Genomic DNA, 18,087 nt, shown 5'->3' on the forward strand with positions numbered 1-18,087 from the left:
TGGACGAAGGCGCGCGCCGGATACTCGCTGCGTGAAATGCAGAACGGGCGCCCTGAGGCGCCCGTTCTTTCATCGCAGCGGAACCGCGGCGATCAGTAGCGGTAGTGGTCCGGCTTGTACGGGCCTTCGACCGCCACGCCGAGGTAGTCGGCCTGGTCCTTCGTGAGCGTGGTCAGCTTCACGCCGATCTTCTCCAGGTGCAAACGCGCGACTTCCTCGTCCAGCTGCTTCGGCAGGCGGTAGACGGTCTTCTCGTACACGTCCTTGTTCGCCCACAGGTCGATCTGCGCCAGCGTCTGGTTGGCGAAGGAATTCGACATGACGAAGCTCGGGTGGCCGGTGGCGCAGCCCAGGTTCACCAGGCGGCCTTCGGCCAGCAGGAAGATCGCGTTGCCGTTCGGGAACACGAACTTGTCCACCTGCGGCTTGATGTTGATGCGCTTGGCGTCCGAGGCGTACAGCGCGTCCACCTGGATCTCGTTGTCGAAGTGGCCGATGTTGCAGACGATGGCCTGGTCCTTCATCGCCTTCATGTGCTCGAGGGTGATGATGTCCTTGTTGCCGGTCGTGGTGACGTAGATGTCGGCCTGGCCTAGGCTGTCTTCGACGGTGTTGACCTCGAAGCCTTCCATCGCCGCCTGCAGCGCGCAGATCGGATCGATCTCGGTGACGATGACGCGGGCACCGTAAGCGCGAAGCGAGTGCGCCGAGCCCTTGCCCACGTCACCGTAACCGCAGACCACGGCGACCTTGCCGGCCAGCATCACGTCCATCGCGCGCTTCAGGCCGTCGGCCAGCGACTCGCGGCAGCCGTACAGGTTGTCGAACTTCGACTTGGTCACCGAGTCGTTGACATTGATCGCCGGTACCAGCAGCTTGCCCTGCTCGGCGATCTGGTAGAGGCGGTGCACGCCGGTGGTGGTCTCTTCGGACACGCCCTTCCAGTCCTTGACCACGCGGGTCCAGTAGCCCGGGCGCTCCTTGGCGACGCGCTTCAGCAGGTCCTTGATCACCTGCTCCTCATGGTTGCCCGAGGCGGTATTGACCCAATCGCTGCCGTTCTCGAGCTCATAGCCCTTGTGGATCAGCAGGGTGACGTCGCCGCCGTCGTCCACCACCAGCTCGGGGCCGGTCAGGGTGCCGTTGGGCAGGGTGAAGGTCAGCGCGTCCAGCGTGCAGTCCCAATACTCTTCCAGCGTCTCGCCCTTCCAGGCGAACACCGGCGTGCCGCTGGCGGCGATCGCGGCGGCGGCGTGGTCCTGCGTGGAGAAGATGTTGCACGAGGCCCAGCGCACGTCGGCGCCGATGTCCTTCAGCGTCTCGATCAGCACGGCGGTCTGGATCGTCATGTGCAGCGAGCCGGTCACGCGCACGCCGTTCAGCGGCTTGGTGGCGGCGTACTTGCGACGGATCGACATCAGGCCCGGCATCTCGTGCTCGGCGATGTCCAGTTCCTTGCGGCCCCAATCGGCCAAGGAAATGTCGGCGACCTTGTAGTCGCCCTCGGTGGAAAACTTGCGTACGGCGTTCATCGGTAGTGGCTCCGGGAAAGGTGGCGAGCGTGCTCGCATGCTTGACCGGGCGCCGTTGCAAAAGTCCTGCCGAGCCTGGCCGTGCTTGCCTGTTGGATAGACATCACGGTCGCAGCGCCCCTCGGCGGCCAGCATTATATCGCTTGTTCCGGATGAAACGATGACGCACGCCCTGGCCTGATCGGGTAGGCTTCGGAATGCTGCCCTGCAGCAGACCAATGGTCCGCCGGAACAATACCAATCCAGGCCAAACGATCGACGGGAACCACGCCAAACGCATGAACAGCCCTCGCAGCCTCGAGTTCGCTCCGCCCGATGTCCCGTTGCGTGAAGACGTCCGGCGTCTGGGCGCCCTGGTGGGCGAGATGCTGGCTGAACAGGTGTCACCGGCCTTCCTGGCCGACGTGGAGCGGGTGCGGACCACCGCCATCGCGCGCCGACAGGCGGGAGAGCCGCCGCAGTCGCTGGCAGGGCTGCTCGACGGGCAGTCGCCGGCGCAGGCGGAGTCGCTGATCCGCGCGTTCAGCACCTACTTCCAGGTGGTGAACATCGCCGAGCGCGTGCACCGCATCCGCCGCCGCCGCGACTATCAGCGGGCCGGCAGCGAACGGCCGCAACCCGATGGCCTGCACGATGCGCTCGCCCGTCTCAAGGCGCAGGGCGTCACCCTCGATGAACTCGCCGGCTGGCTGCCGCGCATCGACGTGGAACCGGTGTTCACCGCGCACCCGACCGAGGCCGTGCGCCGCGCGCTGCTGGAAAAAGAGCAGCTGATGGTCGCCAGCCTGATCAACGGGCTGGACGGCACGCGTACGCCGGGCGAGCTGGCCACCGACACCGCCCGCTTCCGGATGGCGTTGACGTCGGCCTGGCAGACGGCCGATTCCTCGCCGGTGCGGCCGGGCGTGGAAGACGAGCGCGAACATGTCGGTTTCTATCTGATCGAAGTGCTGTATCGGGTCATCCCGGTGCTGTACGAAACGCTCGAAAGCGCGATCACCGAGGTCTACGGGGCCGCGCCCGAGGTCACCGCACGGCTCCCGCGCGTGCTGCGCTTCGGCACCTGGGTCGGCGGCGACATGGATGGCAATCCGAACGTCGATGCGCGTACCGTCACGGCCACCCTGGATGCGCAGCGGCGGTCCATCCTGACGCGCTACCTGAAGGAGCTGCGCCAGCTGACCACGCTGCTCAGCCAATCGACGTCGGTCGTCGGGGTCTCGGACGACGTCGTCGCGCAGGTCGAACGCTATCGCGCCCTGATGCCCGACGCCGCAAAGAAATCGCGGCCGCGCCACGGCGACATGCCTTACCGCCTGCTCAACGACCTGATGCGCGCGCGCCTGCAGGCCACGATCGAGGATCGCCCCGAGCGCTACGCCTCGCCCGAGGAACTCGCGCGGGACGTCGATCTCCTCCTGCAGAGCCTGGAGGCCAACCGCGGCATCCACGCGGGCTGGTTCGCCGTGCGTCGTCTGGCGTGGCGCGTGCGCACGTTCGGCTTCCACCTCGCGCGGCTCGATGTGCGCCAGGAGTCCAGTGTGCATGGGCGCGCCGTCGCTGCGGCGTTGGGCGACAGCGACTGGGAACAGCGCGACGCCGTCGAGCGTGCCGCGCTGCTGGGACCGTACGCGAGCGGCGACAGCCTGCTGCCCGCGTCGGACCAGGAGGGCAACGAGCGGCTGGACGCGGTGTTCAAGGCCTTGGCCGATGCACGCCTGCGCCACGGCACCGATGCACTGGGCACCTACATCATCAGCATGGCGCACAGCCGCGCCGACGTGCTGACCGTGCTGGCGCTGGCACGCCGCGGTGGCCTAGTCGACGACGCCGGCCAGGTGCCGCTCGACATCGCGCCGCTGTTCGAAACCATCGACGACCTGGGCCACGGTACCGAGGTGCTGCGCGACCTGCTGGCCGATCCGGTCTACCGCGCCCACTTGGCCGCGCGGGGCAACGTGCAGATGGTGATGCTGGGGTATTCCGACAGCGGCAAGGACGGCGGGATCGCCGCCTCGCGCTGGGGCCTGCAGCGGGCGCAGGTGGATCTGGTGGATGCCGCGCAGGACTTGGGCATCAAGCTGACGTTCTTCCATGGTCGCGGCGGCTCGATCATCCGCGGCGGCGGCAAGACCACGCGGGCGCTGGAAGCGGCGCCGCGTGGCAGCGTCGACGGGCGCCTGCGCGTGACCGAGCAGGGCGAAGTGATCCACCGCAAGTACGGCATCCGCGCGCTGGCACTGCGTTCGCTGGAGCAATCGGTCGGCGCCGTGCTGCTGTCGAGCCTGCGGCCGCGCCCGCCAGAGCCGCGCGAGGCGGGCTGGCGCGAGATCATGGCGCTGGTGGCGCGCGAGAGCACGCAGGCCTATCGGGCCTTCGTGCTCTCGCCGCGCTTCATGGACTATTTCCGCAGCGCCACGCCGATCGATGTGATCGAACGGATGACCTTGGGTTCGCGTCCGTCGCGGCGCCTGGGCCAGGACGCGGCATTGGGCAACCTTCGCGCGATCCCGTGGGTATTCGCGTGGAGCCAGGCGCGCGCCGTGATCCCCGGGTGGTACGGCGTGGGCACCGGATTGCAGGCGGCTGCGGACGCGTACGGCGAGGATGCGCTGCGCGAAATGGCGCGCGACTGGTCGTTCTTCAAGACCTTTCTCGACGATGTCTCGATGGTGCTGGCGAAGGGCGACCTGAGCATCGCCGAGATGTACTCGAAGATGGCGGGCGACCTGCACGAAGAATTCTTCCCGAAGGTGCAGGAGGAACATGCGGCCGCCGTGCATTGGGTGCTGGCGCTCAATGGCAACGAGTGGCTGCTGCAGCACGACCAGCGACTCGCGCTGTCGATCCGCCTGCGCAACCCGTACATCGACCCCATCAGCGTGATGCAGGCCGATCTGCTCAAGCGCTGGCGCGCCAGCGACCGTGAGGACGACGCACTGCTGCATGCGTTGGTCGCCAGCATCAATGGTGTCTCGCAGGGCGTGCAGAACACTGGATGAGCGCGAAATCTGTGGTGTGGGAGCGACGTAAGTCGCGATGAGGCGTTACAGGTGTGCTATCGCGACTTACGTCGCTCCCACATCAGCCCCACACCGCCTCAACCATCCAGCTCCGACCAGCGCTGGTACGCATGGTCCAGCTCAGCCTGCTTGGCAGCCAGCGCATCGTTCGCACGCTGCAGGTCGGCCGGAGACTGTTGGTAATACGCCGGGTCGTTCATCGCGGCGGTGCGCGTGGCGACCTCGGCTTCCAGCGCTTCGATGCGCGCCGGGAGTTGTTCCAGCTCGCGCGCTTCCTTGAAGCCCAGCTTGCGCTTGGCGGCCACCGGTTCGGGCTGCTTCGACAGGGCGGGCTTGGCCGGTGCGGATGCCGTGGCGATCGCGGCCGGCGCACGGCGCTGGCGAAGCCAGTCCGAATAGCCACCGATGTAGTCGCCCAGCCGTCCTTCGCCTTCCAGGACCAGCGTGCTGGTGACCACGTTGTCGAGGAAGTCGCGGTCGTGGCTGACCAGCAGCAGCGTGCCCTTGTAGTCGAGCAGCAGTTCTTCCAGCAGTTCCAGCGTCTCGACGTCCAGGTCGTTGGTGGGTTCGTCCATCACCAGCAGGTTCGACGGCTGCGCGAACAGCTTGGCCAGCAGCAGGCGGTTGCGCTCGCCGCCGGAGAGGCGGGTGATCGGCGCACGGGCGCGTTCGGGCGAGAACAGGAAATCCTGCAGGTAGCCGATGATGTGCTTGCGGCTGCCGTTGATCTCGACGAAGTCGCTGCCTTCGGCGACGTTCTCCAGCGCGGTGCGCGATTCGTCCAGCTGGCTACGGTGCTGGTCGAAGTAGGCGATCTGCAGGCCGGTGCCCAGCTTCACTTCGCCTTGCTGCGGCGCAAGCTCGCCGAGCAGGATCTTCAGTAGCGTCGACTTGCCGGCGCCGTTGGGGCCGATGATGCCCACGCGGTCGCCGCGCATGATGGTCGCCGACACGTCGTCCAGCAGCGTGCGGCCGTCGTAGGCCTGGGTGACGTGGGTGGCTTCGATGACCTTCTTGCCAGAGGCCTGCGCGGCCGCGGCTTCCATCTTGACGTTGCCGGACAGCTCGCGGCGCTGCGCGCGTTCGCGGCGCATCGCCTTTAGCGCCGTGACGCGGCCCTCGTTGCGGGTGCGGCGCGCCTTGATGCCCTGGCGGATCCAGACCTCTTCCTGCGCCAGCAGCTTGTCGAAGCGCGCGTTCTCCTGCGCCTCGGCATGCAGGCGTTCTTCGCGCCGGCGCAGGTAGTTGTCGTAATCCCCGGGCCAGCTGGTCAGTTGGCCGCGGTCGATTTCGAGGATGCGCGTGGCCAGCGAGCGCAGGAAGCTGCGGTCGTGGGTGACGAACACGATGCTGCCGCCGAAGGACTTCAGGAAGCCTTCCAGCCAGGCGATCGCTTCGATGTCGAGATGGTTGGTGGGTTCGTCCAGCAGCAGGATGTCGGGGTTGCGGACCAGCGCCTGCGCCAGCAGCACGCGGCGCTTCATGCCGCCGGACAGCGCGGCAAAATCGGTCTCTTCCGGCAGTTCCAGCCGTTCCAGCACCTGCTGCACGCGACGGTCCAGGTCCCAGCCGTTGCGGGCCTCGATCTGCGCCTGCGCATCGCCCATCGCGTCCATGTTGCCGTCGTGCAACGCGTGGTGGTAGCGCGCCAGCAACTGACCCAGGTCGCCCAGGCCCTCGGCTACCACATCGAATACCGTGCCCTGCGTGTCCTGCGGCACTTCCTGGGCCATGCGCGCGACCATCACGCCGTTCTGCACGCGGATCTCACCGTCATCGGGTTTGAGTTCGCCGGCCATCAGCCGCATCAGCGTGGACTTGCCCATGCCGTTGCGGCCAACGATGCAGACGCGCTCGCCGGGTTCGATGGACAGGTCGACGTGTTCGAGGAGGAGCGGCCCGCCGACGCTGAAGTCGACCCGCTGGAATTGCATCAGGGACATCCGTCTATTGTAGCCGGCGCAGCGGGCGCTACGGCCGGACGGGCCCTACTGGAAGTTGTAGCGCACCACGTGGAAGAACACCGGCGCGGCGAAGACCACCGAATCCAACCGGTCCAGGGCGCCGCCATGGCCTTCGATCATCGTCCCCCAGTCCTTGGCGCCCAGGCTGCGCTTGGTGGCCGACAGCGCCAGCCCGCCCAGGAAGCCGCACAGCACGATCAGTAGCGACAGCAGCGCCGATTGCACCGGCGTGAACGGCGTCACCCACCACAGTGCCGCGCCGATGAGCGCCGCGGACAGGCCGCCCCCGACCAGGCCCTCGACGGTCTTGGACGGGCTGACCTTGGGCGCCAGCAGGTGCTTGCCGAACAGCTTGCCGAACACGTACTGGAGGACGTCGCTCAACTGCACCACCAACAGCAGGTAGAACAGCAGCATCAGGTTCTGGCCTTCGTAGCCGGGGATGTTCAACAACATCAGCGCCGGTGCATGGCTCAGGCAGTAGACGGTGAGCATCAGGCCCCACTGCACCTTGGTGTTGCGTTCCAGGAAATCCTCGGTATCGCCCTGTAGTGCTGTGATCGCGGGCAGCAGCAGGAAGCCGTAAACCGGAATGCACATGACGAACAGGCCGTACCAGTCCACGCCGATCAGCCAGTACTGCAGCGGAATCGCGACATAGAAGCACAGGCACAGCGCCAGATGATCGCCGCGCCGTGTCGGCGTGAGGGTAAGGAACTCGCGCAGCGCGAAGAACGATAGCAGCGCGTACAGCACCAGGGTGGCGACTTTGCCGATCAGGAAGCAGACTAGCAGCACGCCGACCATGACCCACCAGGCGTTGATGCGCGCGTTGAGGTTGTCTACCACCGCGGACGGCTTGCGCCGGCCCAGCACCCAGCCAATGGCCGAGGCCAGCACCAGCAGCGCGATGACGCCACCGATCATCCACCAGAACTTGCCCGGCGCCTGCGCGATGGCGGTGCGGATGAAGCCGTTGAAGGGCAGGGAGTCCATGGTCGCGGTCCTTCGTCGGATCAGGGAGCGAGCGCCAGCACGGCATCGCGTGCGCGCTGCAGGAAGTGGGCCTTGTCTTCGCTCGGCTGCGAGGCCAATGGCGCGCCGAAGCGGACCGTGCAGATCAGCGGCACCGGCAGCAGGCTGCCCTTGGGCATGCTGCGCCGGGCGTTGTCGAGATAGACCGGGATCAATTCGACCCGCGGATAGCGCTGGGCGAGGTGGTACAGGCCGGATTTGAACGGGAGCAGCGTGGCGTCGGGATTGCGCGTGCCTTCCGGAAACAGGATCAACGACGCACCTGTGTCCAATGCTTCATACAGCGGCTGCAGGGGATCGGCATCGGCGTCCACGCGCTGTCGGTCGATCAGCACCACGTTGAGGCCGGGCCCCGCGATCAGGCCCTTGAGTCCGCCGCCGCCCCAGTAATCGCGCGCGGCCACGGGCCGGGTCGTGCGACGCAGTGCGGGTGGCAGCGCCGACCACAGGGCCACGGTATCGAGATGGCTGGCGTGGTTGGCGAAGTAGATGCGCTGGCGGGGTTCGGGTTGGCTGCCGATCCAGTGCGGGTACGCGCCGATCAGAGCTTTGCTGACGGCGGCCAGCAGGCGGCTGATCATGCGCCGTCCCGTGCGTGCAGCGCCGCCGCGATGGCACGGCTGCGGGCGATGCAGGTCAGCAACGCGCCTAACGCGATCACCCACGCCGCGATGCGCAAGGTCCACCCGGTGTGCGCGAAGGCCGCTTCCGCTGAGCCCAGCAGGCAGGCTGCGGTCAGTACCGCCATGCGGTGCTGCTTGGCCATGGGTCCCCTGAAATCCTGGGGCAGGCCCAGGCTGCCGCCTGCCAGGCGCACGTACGCCGTGAGCGCAGCCGCCAGCGCACCGAGCCATCCCAGCCACGCCGCGCCGCACGCGTAGCCGAGGGCGACGATCAGCAGCGAGTCGGCCACGCGGTCAGGAAATTCGTTATACAGCGCCCCGGTCGGCGTCTTCTTGCCGCCTTCCATCGCGACCATGCCGTCCAGCAGGTTGCAGACCAGCCGCAGTTGGATGCACACCGCCGCGGCGATCAGCGCGAGTGGCGTGGCAACCCACAGCAGCCACGCGCCGAAGGCGGCGAAGGCGATGCTCAACACCGAGATCTGGTTCGGGGTGACGGACGAGCGTGCCAGGGCGGCGCTGATCGAGCGCGCCCATCCGCTGGCGCGGGCGGCGATGGGACGCCGGTTGCTGTCGTGTGACATACGGTCTTCCTGACGTGTGCCACGATCCTAGCCGGCAGGCGAGGGGTGCCGCCAGTCGCGACGATCAGGCCGTTTCCGCTGCCCGGCTGCCCAGCTCGGCGTGCCGCCGTTCCATTTCCTCGCGCAACTGGCGGCGCAGGCGCGCGGCAGCGAAGCGGCGGATTTCGTCCGGCGTGGCCGGCTCCAGCGGCGGGACCGGTGTGGTGCGGCCGTCGTCATCGACCGCGACCATCGTGAAGAAGCAACTGTTGGCGTGGCGCACGCTCTGCTTGCGGATGTCCTCGGCCACCACCTTGATGCCGATCTCCATCGACGACGTGCCGGTGTGGTTGACCGAGGCCAGGAAGGTCACCAGTTCGCCCACATTGATCGCCTGGCGGAACATCACCTGGTCCACCGACAGGGTGACCACGTACTTGCCGGCGTAGCGGCTGCCGCAGGCGTAGGCCACCTGGTCGAGCAGCTTGAGGATGGCGCCGCCGTGGACCTTGCCCGAGAAGTTGGCCATGTCCGGCGTCATCAGCACGGTCATGGTGAGCTGGTGGCTTTTGAGCGATTCCATGGCCTGCGTCTACGGGAGAACCTGGGCGAAGGCTAACGCATTCCTGTCATGCCGTTGCGCCGACCTGCGTAGAGCCGAGCTTGCTCGGCTGGCGCCATCGGGGTCGGGTGGAAAGAGCAGCGGAGCAAGCTCCGCTCTACGACCGGAAAGGAAACGGGCCGCGTGAGCGGCCCGTTCTTCATCACTAGTCGCTGGACCCCTGCCTTCGCAGGGGTGACGGTTTGGCACAGGCGCCTGCCAAGCAGGCGCGCCAAACCGTCACTTCAGCTTGGCGTCCTTGCGCAGGGCTTCGGCGCGGTCGGTCTTCTCCCAGGAGAAGGCGGTCGCGGTCTGCTTCTTGCCGGCGCCGTCCACGTAGCTGATCTCGCGGGGCTTGCGGCCGAAGTGGCCGTAGCTGGCGGTCGGCTGGTAGATCGGGTGCTCCAGGTCCAGCATCTTGGTGATGCCGTACGGGCGCAGGTCGAAGTGCTTGCGGATCAGCTTCTCGATCACGTCGTCACCGACCTTGCCGGTGCCGAACGTGGTCACCGAGATCGAGGTCGGCTCGGCCACGCCGATGGCGTAGGAGACCTGCACTTCGCACTTGTCGGCCAGGCCGGCGGCCACGATGTTCTTGGCCACGTAGCGCGCGGCGTAAGCGGCCGAACGGTCCACCTTCGACGGATCCTTGCCCGAGAACGCGCCGCCGCCATGACGGGCCATGCCGCCGTAGCTGTCGACGATGATCTTGCGGCCGGTCAGGCCGCAGTCGCCCACCGGGCCACCGATGACGAACTTGCCGGTCGGGTTGATGTGCACCTTGTTCTTCGGCAGCGCGTCCAGCCACTTCTTCGGCAGCACCGGCACCAGGATCTCGGCGCGCACGGCCTCGATCAGGTCCTTCTGCTTGATGTCCGGGTCGTGCTGGGTCGACAGCACCACGGCATCCAGGCCCAGCACGGTGTTGCCGTCGTAACGCAGGGTGACCTGCGACTTGGCGTCGGGGCGCAGCCACTTCAGCTTGCCCTTCTTGCGCACCTTGGCCTGCTGTTCCACCAGACGGTGGCTGTAGTACAGCGGGGCCGGCATGAATTCCGGGGCCTCGTTGCAGGCATAGCCGAACATCAGGCCCTGGTCGCCCGCGCCCTGTTCTTCCGGCTTCTTGCGGTCCACGCCCTGATTGATGTCGGGCGACTGCTTGCCAAGCATGTTGATGATGGCGCAGGTGTGGCCGTCGAAGCCGACGTCCGAATTGTCGTAGCCGATGTCGTTGATGACCTTGCGCGCCAGCGACTCGATGTCGACCCACGCCGTGGTGGTGACTTCGCCGGCCACGATGGCCGCGCCCGTCTTCACCAGCGTCTCGCAGGCCACGCGCGCGCGCTTGTCCTGGGCCAGGATCGCGTCCAGTACGGCATCGGAAATCTGGTCGGCGATCTTGTCCGGATGGCCTTCGGAGACCGATTCGGAGGTGAACAGGTAGCTGGACATCAGGCTTATATCCTTTGATTCGGATGAAAAGATGGGCGCGAATGATACACGCCGAAGGCGGTGCGTGCATTCTGCGCCGTTCAGGGTTGCCGGGGGTTAAGCACGCATCAAGCGGCGCGCTGTCACCTGACTGCCAGAAAACGGAAACCGTGCTGTCGCCGGCCAGGCGCAGGCTGCGCGGCGAAACCCCGCCGCCAGCCCTTGCCCATGCACCCGCTGGAACGCCAGATCGCCGAACGTTATCCCCGCTGGTTCCGCGGCCGCCGCGCGCGGCTGACCGGTCCGTTACTGCGTACGCTGGGCCGGTGGTCGCGGCTGGACCAGGCCTACGCCTTCCTGGCCGACCACGGCCACCTGCAGGGCCTGGACTTCATCGACGCCGCCATCGACCACCTCAACCTGCGGCCCGCCGTCGCCGACGAGGACGCGCGCCGGATCCCGGCGCAGGGGCGGCTGCTGATCGTGGCCAACCATCCTTCCGGTGCGCTGGACGCGCTGGCGCTGCTGCAGATGGTGGGCCGGGTACGGCGCGATGTCCGCATCGTCGCCAACGACCTGCTGGCCGGCATCACCCCGATCGCCTCGCTGTTGCTGCCCGTGCGCATCCTGGGCGGCAAGCCCAGCGCCGACAGCGTGCGCGCGGTGGAGCAGGCGCTGGAAGCCGAGCAGTGCGTGATCGTGTTCCCGGCGGGCGAAGTCTCCCGCCTCGGCCCGCGCGGCGTGCGCGATACGCGCTGGCGCCGCGGCTTCCTGCGCTTCGCCCGCGCGACTGGCGCGCCGGTGCTGCCGGTGCGCGTGGTGGCGCGCAACTCCGCGTTCTTCTACGGCGCATCGGCACTGTTCAAGCCGGCGGGCACGGCCTTGCTGGCGCGCGAGATGTTTCGTCGCAGTCAGCGTCGCCTGCAGCTGCACGTGGGCCAGCCGTTGCGGCTGGATCCGGCCATCGACACCGTCACGCTCATCCACCAGGTGCGCGAGGCGTTGTACGCGCTCGGCCGCCGTGCCACCAAGCGCGCGGAACACCCGGTCGAGGTGCAGGAACCCCTGGTCGATGCGCTCGCCCCGGAGGCACTCGCGGCCTGCGTCGATGCGCTCGACGTGCTCGGTGAAACCACCGACGGTAAACGGATCTGCGTGGGTCGGTTGGCCGGCGGTTCGCCGCTGCTGCGCGAGATCGGGCGACTGCGCGAACTGACGTTCCGAGCGGTGGGCGAGGGCACCGGCAAGCGCCTGGACGTGGATGCATTCGATACCTGGTACGAACATATCGTGTTGTGGGACGCCGCGCAGAAGAAGATCGCCGGCGCCTACCGGCTCGCGCGCGGCGCGCCCGTGCTGGCTGCGCAGGGGCTGAAGGGCCTCTACACCGCCTCGCTGTTCGACTACACGGACGATGCCTTGCCGCGCCTCGCCGCCGGCATGGAGCTGGGCCGCAGTTTCGTGGTGCCCGACTACTGGGGCAGCCGCAGCATCGACTACCTGTGGCAGGGCATCGGGGCCTACCTGCGCCGCCATCCGCGCGTGCGCTACCTGTTCGGAGCGGTGTCGATGAGCGCTGCCCTGCCGCTGCGTGCGCGCGAACAGATCGTGGCGTACTACGCCCACTATTACGGCGATCCGAACGGCGAGGCGCGCTCGCGCCATCCGTTCCGCTATACCGCCACGCCACCGTGTTTCGATGCGCTGGAGGCCGATACCGCCTTCCGCGTGCTGAAGACCAACCTCGACACGCTGGGTGCGACCATTCCGATGCTCTACAAGCAGTACACCGAACTGTGCGAGCCGGGCGGTGCACGCTTCCTCGCCTTCGGCGTGGACCCGGACTTCAGCGACTCGATCGACGGCCTGATCGAAGTGGACCTGCACCGCATCCGGCCGAAGAAGCGGGATCGGTATCTCGGTGACGCCTGGCGTCCGCTCGAGACGGCGGCATGAGTCCGCTGGCCGCGCCATCCCCGATGCGGCGCGCGGTCTTCGTCTCCGACGTGCACCTGGGCTCCAAGCATTGCCATGCAGCCGAGTTCGCGGATTTTCTCGGCGGCCTGCGCTGCAGGCGGCTGTACCTGGTCGGCGACATCGTCGACCTGTGGTGGATGGCGCAGCGGCGCGCGTCCTGGGATGCGGCCCACAATCGCGTCATCGAAGCGCTGCATGCGCTGGCACGCAACGGCACCGAGCTCGTCTATGTCCCAGGCAACCACGACCGGCCGATCCGGCGCTTCTGCGGCCTGATGCTGCCCGCCATGCAGGTCCGGCGCCGCGCGATCCACACCACGCTGGATGGTCGCCGGCTTCTCGTCACGCACGGCGACGATTACGACGGCATCACCCACTTCGGTGGGCTACAGGAGAAGTTCGGCGACTGGCTCTATTACCGCATCCTCACCGGCAACCGGCTGACCAATCAGCTGCGTCGCCGGCTCGGCTTGCGCTACTGGTCGTTGGCGGAATACCTCAAGCGGCAAAGCGACGCGGCCGAGCGCTACATCGCCCGCTTCGTGCAGGCGGGGTTGGACGATGCGCAGCGACGCGGGCTGGACGGCATCGTCTGCGGCCATATCCATCGCGCCTCGCTGCTGCAGCGCGACGGCCTGCTGTACGCCAACGATGGCGACTGGGTGGAAAGCCTCACCGCGCTCAGCGAAGAGGCCGACGGCACGCTGTGCCTGCTGTCGCATACCGGCCAGGTGTTGGCCGAGGTGGCGCCGCGCCTGCGCCTGGTACCGCAGGACGTGCCGCGCGCGGCGTGAGGACGGCTGGCGGCTGCTACGATCGCCGCATGGATTCCCTCAGTCAGATCGTCCTCGGTGGCGCCATCGCCGCCGCCATTGCCCCCGCTGCGCATCGCCGGGCCGCCCTGCTTGCCGGCGCTGCCCTTGGCACGTTGCCCGACCTCGACAGCCTGCCCATCGCACTGTTCTCGGACGACCCGGTCACGCTGATGACGGTGCATCGCAGCTTCAGCCACTCGCTGTTCGTGCTGCCGCTGGTCGGCTGGCTGCTGTGGTGGCTGTTCAAGCGCTTCGGGCACGGCCGCGTCGCCGCCGCGCCCGCGCGCTGGTTCTGGGCGATCCAACTGGCCTTAATCACGCATCCGCTGCTGGACGCCTTCACTGTCTATGGCACGCAGCTGTGGTGGCCACTCACCCCACCACCGACGATGTGGTCCAGTGTCTTCATCATCGACCCGCTGTACACGGTATGGCTGCTGGTCGCGTGCGTGGCGGCGTGGTGGTTGCGCGAACGCGTCACCGCGCAGCGCTTTCTGGTGGCAGGACTGGTGCTCAGCAGCGCCTATCTGGGTTGGTCGTTACTGGCGAAAGCGAAGGTCGATCGCGAAGCCGAGCGCAGCCTGGCTTCGATGGGGCTTGGCGGTGCACCGTACTTCTCCGTGCCGATGCCATTCAACACCCTGCTGTGGCGGGTGGTCGCGATGACCCCCTCGGGCTACGTCGAAGCCGAACGCTCCGTGCTCGTCGACGAAGGTCCGATGCGGTTCCGTGGCTACCCATCGAACGTGCAGGCGCTCAGGGAGGCGCGCGCCATTCCCGCGGTCGCGCGGTTGACCTGGTTCAACCGCGGCTTCATGCGCGCACAGGTGCACGAGGACCGGCTGGTGTTGTCGGACCTGCGCATGGGGCTGGAACCGGATTACACCTTCACCTTCGAAGTGGCGACCCTTCGCGAAGGCGGCTGGCGGGCGATGCCTCCCTACCAGCGGCACTGGACGCCGCCGGTGTCGGACTACGCAGGCCTGAAGGCCTTGATGTCGGCTATGTGGCGGCGGATCGTCGACCCCTCATCGACGGCATTGCAGGTGCCTGCCGTCGATGCGGAAGCGCCCGCCGCGCCTTGACTACGAGCCGGCGCCGGCCGACTTCTTGGTGACCTCAGGGTCCTTGGCGGCCACCGCTGGCTTTTCGCTGTCGGGCGCGGCACGGCGTTCCAGCACGATCTCTTCGCCCTTCATCAGGCGGCGATAGTTTTCGTTGCCGATCGCGCGCTTCAGGTCCCACGTCACCCGGTCGAACTGGGTGCGGTACTCGACGTAAGGCGTGCGGGCGCCCAGGACCATCCGCAGGTTGCGTTCGGAAAGACCGGTCTCGCGCGAGAGCTGGGCGACGGTGTCGTCGGCGTAGGCAGCGAGGGGAGCGATGGCCAGAACAGCCGCGATCAGGGATGCGGTTCGTGCGTTCATGGAGTCCTCCGGGGGAGGTTGGTATCGCGAGTGACTGCGGTGAGGCCGCAGGCCGGCGGGGGAACCGGCGCGGCCATCGTGCGCCGCTGGTTCGCGCATGCCCCAGTGCCGGAACGCACGGTGACTGGGGTCATGTTTACCGTGCGGTTACCTTCGTCAGTAAACCGTTGCGCGTGCCTGCACGAAGGCATAGAAAAACACGGCGTCAGGATCGTTCTGCACGTCGCGCATTTCCTGGCGCATGCCATCCACCACGTCCTGGGTGACGCGCCCGGCCTGCACCAGCGAATCGGCCGCCGACAGCAGCAGCTCTTCCCAGAAGGCGATCAGGTCCTTGCGGCGGGCCGGTTCGCGGTTGTCGAAGTGCACGGTCTTGATCTCGGTGACGACGTCGCGGAAACCGCCTGCCAACAGCAGGTTGCCCAGCTTCGCGCCGATGAACGGATCGCCGCCGCTGTCGTACTGGAAGTCGTTGAACGCCATCCAGTAGCGCCAGGTGTTGGGCGAATAGGGGTGCAGCAGGAACGAGGAATTCATCACCTCGGTGACGTAGATCGGCGAACCGGGCGACAGCACCCGCCGCACTTCGCTCAACACGCGCGCCGGGTTGGGCACGTGTTCAAGTATCCAGCACAGGAACGCGCCATCGAACTCGCGCGCCCCGTAGGGCAGCCGGCCCGCATCGGCCTGCTGCAGGATGTAGCGGTCGCTGCACCAGGGCATCTTCGCCAGGTTGTCGCGTGCGGCATCCAATTGCACCTGGTTGAGGTCCACGCAGGTCACGTGCAGGTCGGGGAACCGGCGCAACAGGATTTCGGTCTGCGCGCCCACGCCGCTGCCGACTTCCAGCAGCCGGCGCACGCCGGTGTAGTCCACGTGATTGAACAGCGTGCTTTCCAGCAACCGCGCCTGCTTGACCAGGCGCGCCTGTTCCACCGAGGAGAAGCCGTGCAGATAAGGGGTGTCGGATTCCGTCATGGAGGTCTCCCGGGAAGGGCGTTATGCCGCCGTCGGCAAGCGTTCGCCGGCCACGAGGGCGTCGAAGTAGTCGCGGGTCAGGCGCAGCTGTTCGTCGGCGCTCTCCGCGCGGTTCACGACGGCGCGGAAGGCGAGGTGCTCGGGCCGGTCCTTCGCGTACCAGCCCAGGTGCTTGCGGGCGATGCGCACGCCCTGCGGTTCACCGTAGAACGCGTGCAGCGCTTCCAGATGGCCGAGCAGGATGTCGCGCACGTCTTCCAACGACGGCGGGGGCAGCACCTCCCCGGTGGCGAGGAAATGCGCGACCTCGCGGAAGATCCAGGGCCGGCCCTGCGCGGCGCGACCGATCATCACGGCATCCGCGCCCGTCTTCGCCAGCACGTGCTCGGCTTTGGCGGGCGAGTCGATGTCGCCGTTGGCGACAACCGGAATGCGCAGCGCGGCCTTGATCGCTGCGATGGTCTCGTACTCGGCCGTGCCGGTGTAGTGCTGGTCGCGCGTGCGGCCGTGCACGGCTAGCGATGCGATGCCGCTTTCCTCCGCGATACGCGCGACGACCGGGCCATTGCGATGGTCGCAGTCCCAGCCGGTACGGATCTTCAGCGTCACGGGGACGTCGACGGCCTTCACCACGGCCTCCAGGATGCGGCCCACCAATGCTTCGTCGCGCATCAGCGCCGAGCCCGCCCACGCATTGCAGACCTTCTTGGCCGGGCAGCCCATGTTGATGTCGATGATCTGCGCGCCGTGGTCGGCGTTGTAGCGTGCGGCGTGGGCCAATTGCTCCGGCTCGGTGCCGGCGATCTGGACGCTGACCGGCGCGGGCTCGCCCGCGTGGTCCATGCGGTGCAACGACTTGGCGGTATTCCAGAACCTCGGGTCGCTGATCGTCATTTCGGAGACGGCCAGGCCGGCGCCCATGCGCTTGCAGAGCTGCCGGAACGGCTTGTCCGTGACGCCGGCCATGGGGGCCAACATCACCGGTGGATCGATGCGGTAGGGACCTATCTGCATGCCGGCATTGTACCGCCGGCCCTCAGGGTCAGCGTCTGCGGCGCCGCGCGCGCCAGAACAGGAAGCCGGTCGACAGGAGGAATGCCGGCACCAGGCCCGCGGCGGCGATGGCCCACTGCCAGGCGCGTCCACCCACGAATCCGCCGTGCAGCGGATACATCGTCTCGCTGATGCGCGCGCCGATACCCTGCGCTGTAGCGTCGTGGACCTGCACCGCGCGTGCGTGGTAGGGATCCAGCCAGACCACGCTGCGGCCGTTGGGATGCCACTCGCCGGGCGCGCGGAAACGGATCGAGACCAGGGCGTTGTCGCCGCTTGGCACGCTGATGCGACGAAGTTCGCTGCCATGCGGCACCGCGTCAGCCGCGACCCGCAGCACGGCGGGCCAATCGATGGGGGCGGTCGTCCGTTCTATCGGCAATGGCGGCACCACCTCGGGCCCGTCGGCGAAGGTCCAGCGAAGCGCGCTCCGGAACGGCTGGCTGTACACCATCGCCACGCCGGTGAAGGTCACTACCAGCAGCAGGGGCAGCAGAAGAACCCCCAAGCTGCGATGCCAGCTGAGCCAGCGACGGGCAGGCGGTCCTGCGTGCCAGCGCAGGCTTGCGGCCATTGCCGCCAAGCGCGGCCACCACAGGTAAAGCCCGGACAACAGCAGGAACAGCGCCACGATGCCGAATGCGCCCAGCACCTGCTCGCCGGTATCACCGGCAAGCAGGTGCGTGTGCAGGTCGCGCAGCCACAGCACTGCGTCGTTGCCGGTGTTGCGCACCAGCAAGAGCTCCCCGGTCGCGGGGTTGAAGTAATGGCGTTCGCCATCGGCGGCGAACGCCTGCCAGGCAGGCAGGCGCGGCGAGGGCAGGTCAACGGAACGGATGCCGCCGTCTTCCGCACCTGCCACGATCCGCGCCAACGCCTGTCCTTGAAGCGCGAGCGGCGGCAACCGTTCGCGCTCCAGCTCGGGATGCGCGGCCAGGAGCAGCTCGGATTGGAATGCCAACACCGTGCCGGTCAACGACACGACCGCGAACACCAGGCCCGCGGACAGTCCCAGCCACAGGTGCAGCCACCTCAGCACGGGGCGGATACGCCATGCGGACGGGG

15 protein-coding genes and 1 riboswitch are annotated in these 18,087 nt (G+C 67.5%); of the genes, 4 read left to right on the forward strand and 11 right to left on the reverse strand.

Annotated elements, in window-relative coordinates; all coding sequences use genetic code 11:
* Positions 1 to 92: 92 nt before the first annotated feature.
* Positions 93 to 1,532, reverse strand: a complete 1,440-nt coding sequence (ahcY, locus tag AC23D6_RS03840) for an adenosylhomocysteinase (RefSeq protein WP_487751505.1) — start codon at positions 1,530 to 1,532, stop codon at positions 93 to 95.
* A gap of 40 nt (positions 1,533 to 1,572) precedes the next feature.
* Positions 1,573 to 1,661: riboswitch (S-adenosyl-L-homocysteine riboswitch) on the reverse strand.
* 149 nt (positions 1,662 to 1,810) lie between these two features.
* Between ahcY and ppc the strand changes: the two genes are divergently transcribed.
* Positions 1,811 to 4,534 carry a phosphoenolpyruvate carboxylase gene (gene ppc, locus AC23D6_RS03845; protein ID WP_487751506.1) on the forward strand — a complete coding sequence of 908 codons (2,724 nt, stop codon included), beginning with the start codon at positions 1,811 to 1,813 and terminating at the stop codon, positions 4,532 to 4,534.
* Positions 4,535 to 4,632: 98 nt separating this feature from the next.
* Here the strand turns inward: ppc and AC23D6_RS03850 are convergent, their stop codons facing one another.
* The 6 genes from AC23D6_RS03850 to metK form a co-directional block, all read right to left on the reverse strand.
* Complete coding sequence (locus AC23D6_RS03850) at positions 4,633 to 6,498, reverse strand: ATP-binding cassette domain-containing protein (RefSeq protein WP_487751507.1); 1,866 nt, start codon at positions 6,496 to 6,498, stop codon at positions 4,633 to 4,635.
* A gap of 45 nt (positions 6,499 to 6,543) precedes the next feature.
* Complete coding sequence (locus AC23D6_RS03855; RefSeq protein ID WP_487752565.1) at positions 6,544 to 7,446, reverse strand: phosphatidate cytidylyltransferase; 903 nt, start codon at positions 7,444 to 7,446, stop codon at positions 6,544 to 6,546.
* A gap of 89 nt (positions 7,447 to 7,535) precedes the next feature.
* Positions 7,536 to 8,135 (reverse strand): lysophospholipid acyltransferase family protein, encoded by a 600-nt coding sequence (locus AC23D6_RS03860; protein ID WP_487751508.1) that lies wholly within the window; start codon positions 8,133 to 8,135, stop codon positions 7,536 to 7,538.
* The gene (locus AC23D6_RS03865) at positions 8,132 to 8,761 is read right to left on the reverse strand and encodes a CDP-alcohol phosphatidyltransferase family protein (protein WP_487751509.1); all 630 of its coding nucleotides are present in this window, start codon (positions 8,759 to 8,761) and stop codon (positions 8,132 to 8,134) included. The genes AC23D6_RS03860 and AC23D6_RS03865 overlap by 4 nt, the downstream gene beginning before the upstream one ends.
* A 64-nt stretch (positions 8,762 to 8,825) precedes the next feature.
* Positions 8,826 to 9,323, reverse strand: a complete 498-nt coding sequence (locus AC23D6_RS03870) for an acyl-CoA thioesterase (RefSeq protein ID WP_487751510.1) — start codon at positions 9,321 to 9,323, stop codon at positions 8,826 to 8,828.
* Positions 9,324 to 9,581: 258 nt separating this feature from the next.
* Positions 9,582 to 10,793: a methionine adenosyltransferase gene (metK, locus tag AC23D6_RS03875; RefSeq protein ID WP_192200270.1), complete on the reverse strand. Its 1,212-nt coding sequence runs from the start codon at positions 10,791 to 10,793 to the stop codon at positions 9,582 to 9,584.
* Positions 10,794 to 11,000: 207 nt separating this feature from the next.
* Here metK and olsF point away from each other — a divergent pair, with 207 nt between their 5' ends.
* The 3 genes from olsF to AC23D6_RS03890 are packed head-to-tail and all read left to right on the forward strand — an operon-like array spanning position 11,001 to position 14,649.
* Complete coding sequence (gene olsF, locus AC23D6_RS03880; protein ID WP_487751511.1) at positions 11,001 to 12,728, forward strand: bifunctional ornithine lipid synthase OlsF; 1,728 nt, start codon at positions 11,001 to 11,003, stop codon at positions 12,726 to 12,728.
* Positions 12,725 to 13,543: a UDP-2,3-diacylglucosamine diphosphatase gene (locus AC23D6_RS03885; RefSeq protein WP_487751512.1), complete on the forward strand. Its 819-nt coding sequence runs from the start codon at positions 12,725 to 12,727 to the stop codon at positions 13,541 to 13,543. Before olsF ends, AC23D6_RS03885 begins: the two co-directional genes overlap by 4 nt.
* Before the next feature lie 29 nt (positions 13,544 to 13,572).
* Positions 13,573 to 14,649, forward strand: coding sequence for a metal-dependent hydrolase (locus AC23D6_RS03890; RefSeq protein ID WP_487751513.1), 1,077 nt, complete (start codon positions 13,573 to 13,575; stop codon positions 14,647 to 14,649).
* On the opposite strand, the gene AC23D6_RS03895 is transcribed toward AC23D6_RS03890, so the two are convergent.
* The 4 genes from AC23D6_RS03895 to AC23D6_RS03910 all read right to left on the reverse strand — a co-directional run bounded on the left by AC23D6_RS03895 (position 14,650) and on the right by AC23D6_RS03910 (position 18,061).
* Positions 14,650 to 14,991, reverse strand: a complete 342-nt coding sequence (locus AC23D6_RS03895; protein WP_487751514.1) for a hypothetical protein — start codon at positions 14,989 to 14,991, stop codon at positions 14,650 to 14,652.
* 156 nt (positions 14,992 to 15,147) lie between these two features.
* Positions 15,148 to 15,969 (reverse strand): class I SAM-dependent methyltransferase, encoded by an 822-nt coding sequence (locus tag AC23D6_RS03900; protein ID WP_487751515.1) that lies wholly within the window; start codon positions 15,967 to 15,969, stop codon positions 15,148 to 15,150.
* 21 nt (positions 15,970 to 15,990) lie between these two features.
* Positions 15,991 to 16,983 (reverse strand): tRNA dihydrouridine synthase DusB, encoded by a 993-nt coding sequence (gene dusB / locus AC23D6_RS03905; protein ID WP_487751516.1) that lies wholly within the window; start codon positions 16,981 to 16,983, stop codon positions 15,991 to 15,993.
* A gap of 28 nt (positions 16,984 to 17,011) precedes the next feature.
* Positions 17,012 to 18,061 carry a PepSY-associated TM helix domain-containing protein gene (locus tag AC23D6_RS03910; RefSeq protein WP_487751517.1) on the reverse strand — a complete coding sequence of 350 codons (1,050 nt, stop codon included), beginning with the start codon at positions 18,059 to 18,061 and terminating at the stop codon, positions 17,012 to 17,014.
* Positions 18,062 to 18,087: the final 26 nt, after the last annotated feature.

Source organism: Pseudoxanthomonas sp. G3, assembly GCF_057654715.1.

Excerpts from the sequence above, each read along its gene's own strand:
- AC23D6_RS03890 (WP_487751513.1), top strand. The coding sequence starts at position 13,573 with ATGGATTCCCTCAGTCAGATCGTCCTCGGTGGCGCCATCGCCGCCGCC.
- AC23D6_RS03895 (WP_487751514.1), bottom strand. The coding sequence starts at position 14,991 with ATGAACGCACGAACCGCATCCCTGATCGCGGCTGTTCTGGCCATCGCT.
- ppc (WP_487751506.1), top strand. The coding sequence starts at position 1,811 with ATGAACAGCCCTCGCAGCCTCGAGTTCGCTCCGCCCGATGTCCCGTTG.
- olsF (WP_487751511.1), top strand. The coding sequence starts at position 11,001 with ATGCACCCGCTGGAACGCCAGATCGCCGAACGTTATCCCCGCTGGTTC.
- AC23D6_RS03850 (WP_487751507.1), bottom strand. The coding sequence starts at position 6,498 with ATGTCCCTGATGCAATTCCAGCGGGTCGACTTCAGCGTCGGCGGGCCG.
- dusB (WP_487751516.1), bottom strand. The coding sequence starts at position 16,983 with ATGCAGATAGGTCCCTACCGCATCGATCCACCGGTGATGTTGGCCCCC.
- AC23D6_RS03860 (WP_487751508.1), bottom strand. The coding sequence starts at position 8,135 with ATGATCAGCCGCCTGCTGGCCGCCGTCAGCAAAGCTCTGATCGGCGCG.
- AC23D6_RS03865 (WP_487751509.1), bottom strand. The coding sequence starts at position 8,761 with ATGTCACACGACAGCAACCGGCGTCCCATCGCCGCCCGCGCCAGCGGA.
- AC23D6_RS03870 (WP_487751510.1), bottom strand. The coding sequence starts at position 9,323 with ATGGAATCGCTCAAAAGCCACCAGCTCACCATGACCGTGCTGATGACG.
- AC23D6_RS03855 (WP_487752565.1), bottom strand. The coding sequence starts at position 7,446 with ATGATCGGTGGCGTCATCGCGCTGCTGGTGCTGGCCTCGGCCATTGGC.
- AC23D6_RS03900 (WP_487751515.1), bottom strand. The coding sequence starts at position 15,969 with ATGACGGAATCCGACACCCCTTATCTGCACGGCTTCTCCTCGGTGGAA.
- metK (WP_192200270.1), bottom strand. The coding sequence starts at position 10,793 with ATGTCCAGCTACCTGTTCACCTCCGAATCGGTCTCCGAAGGCCATCCG.
- AC23D6_RS03885 (WP_487751512.1), top strand. The coding sequence starts at position 12,725 with ATGAGTCCGCTGGCCGCGCCATCCCCGATGCGGCGCGCGGTCTTCGTC.
- ahcY (WP_487751505.1), bottom strand. The coding sequence starts at position 1,532 with ATGAACGCCGTACGCAAGTTTTCCACCGAGGGCGACTACAAGGTCGCC.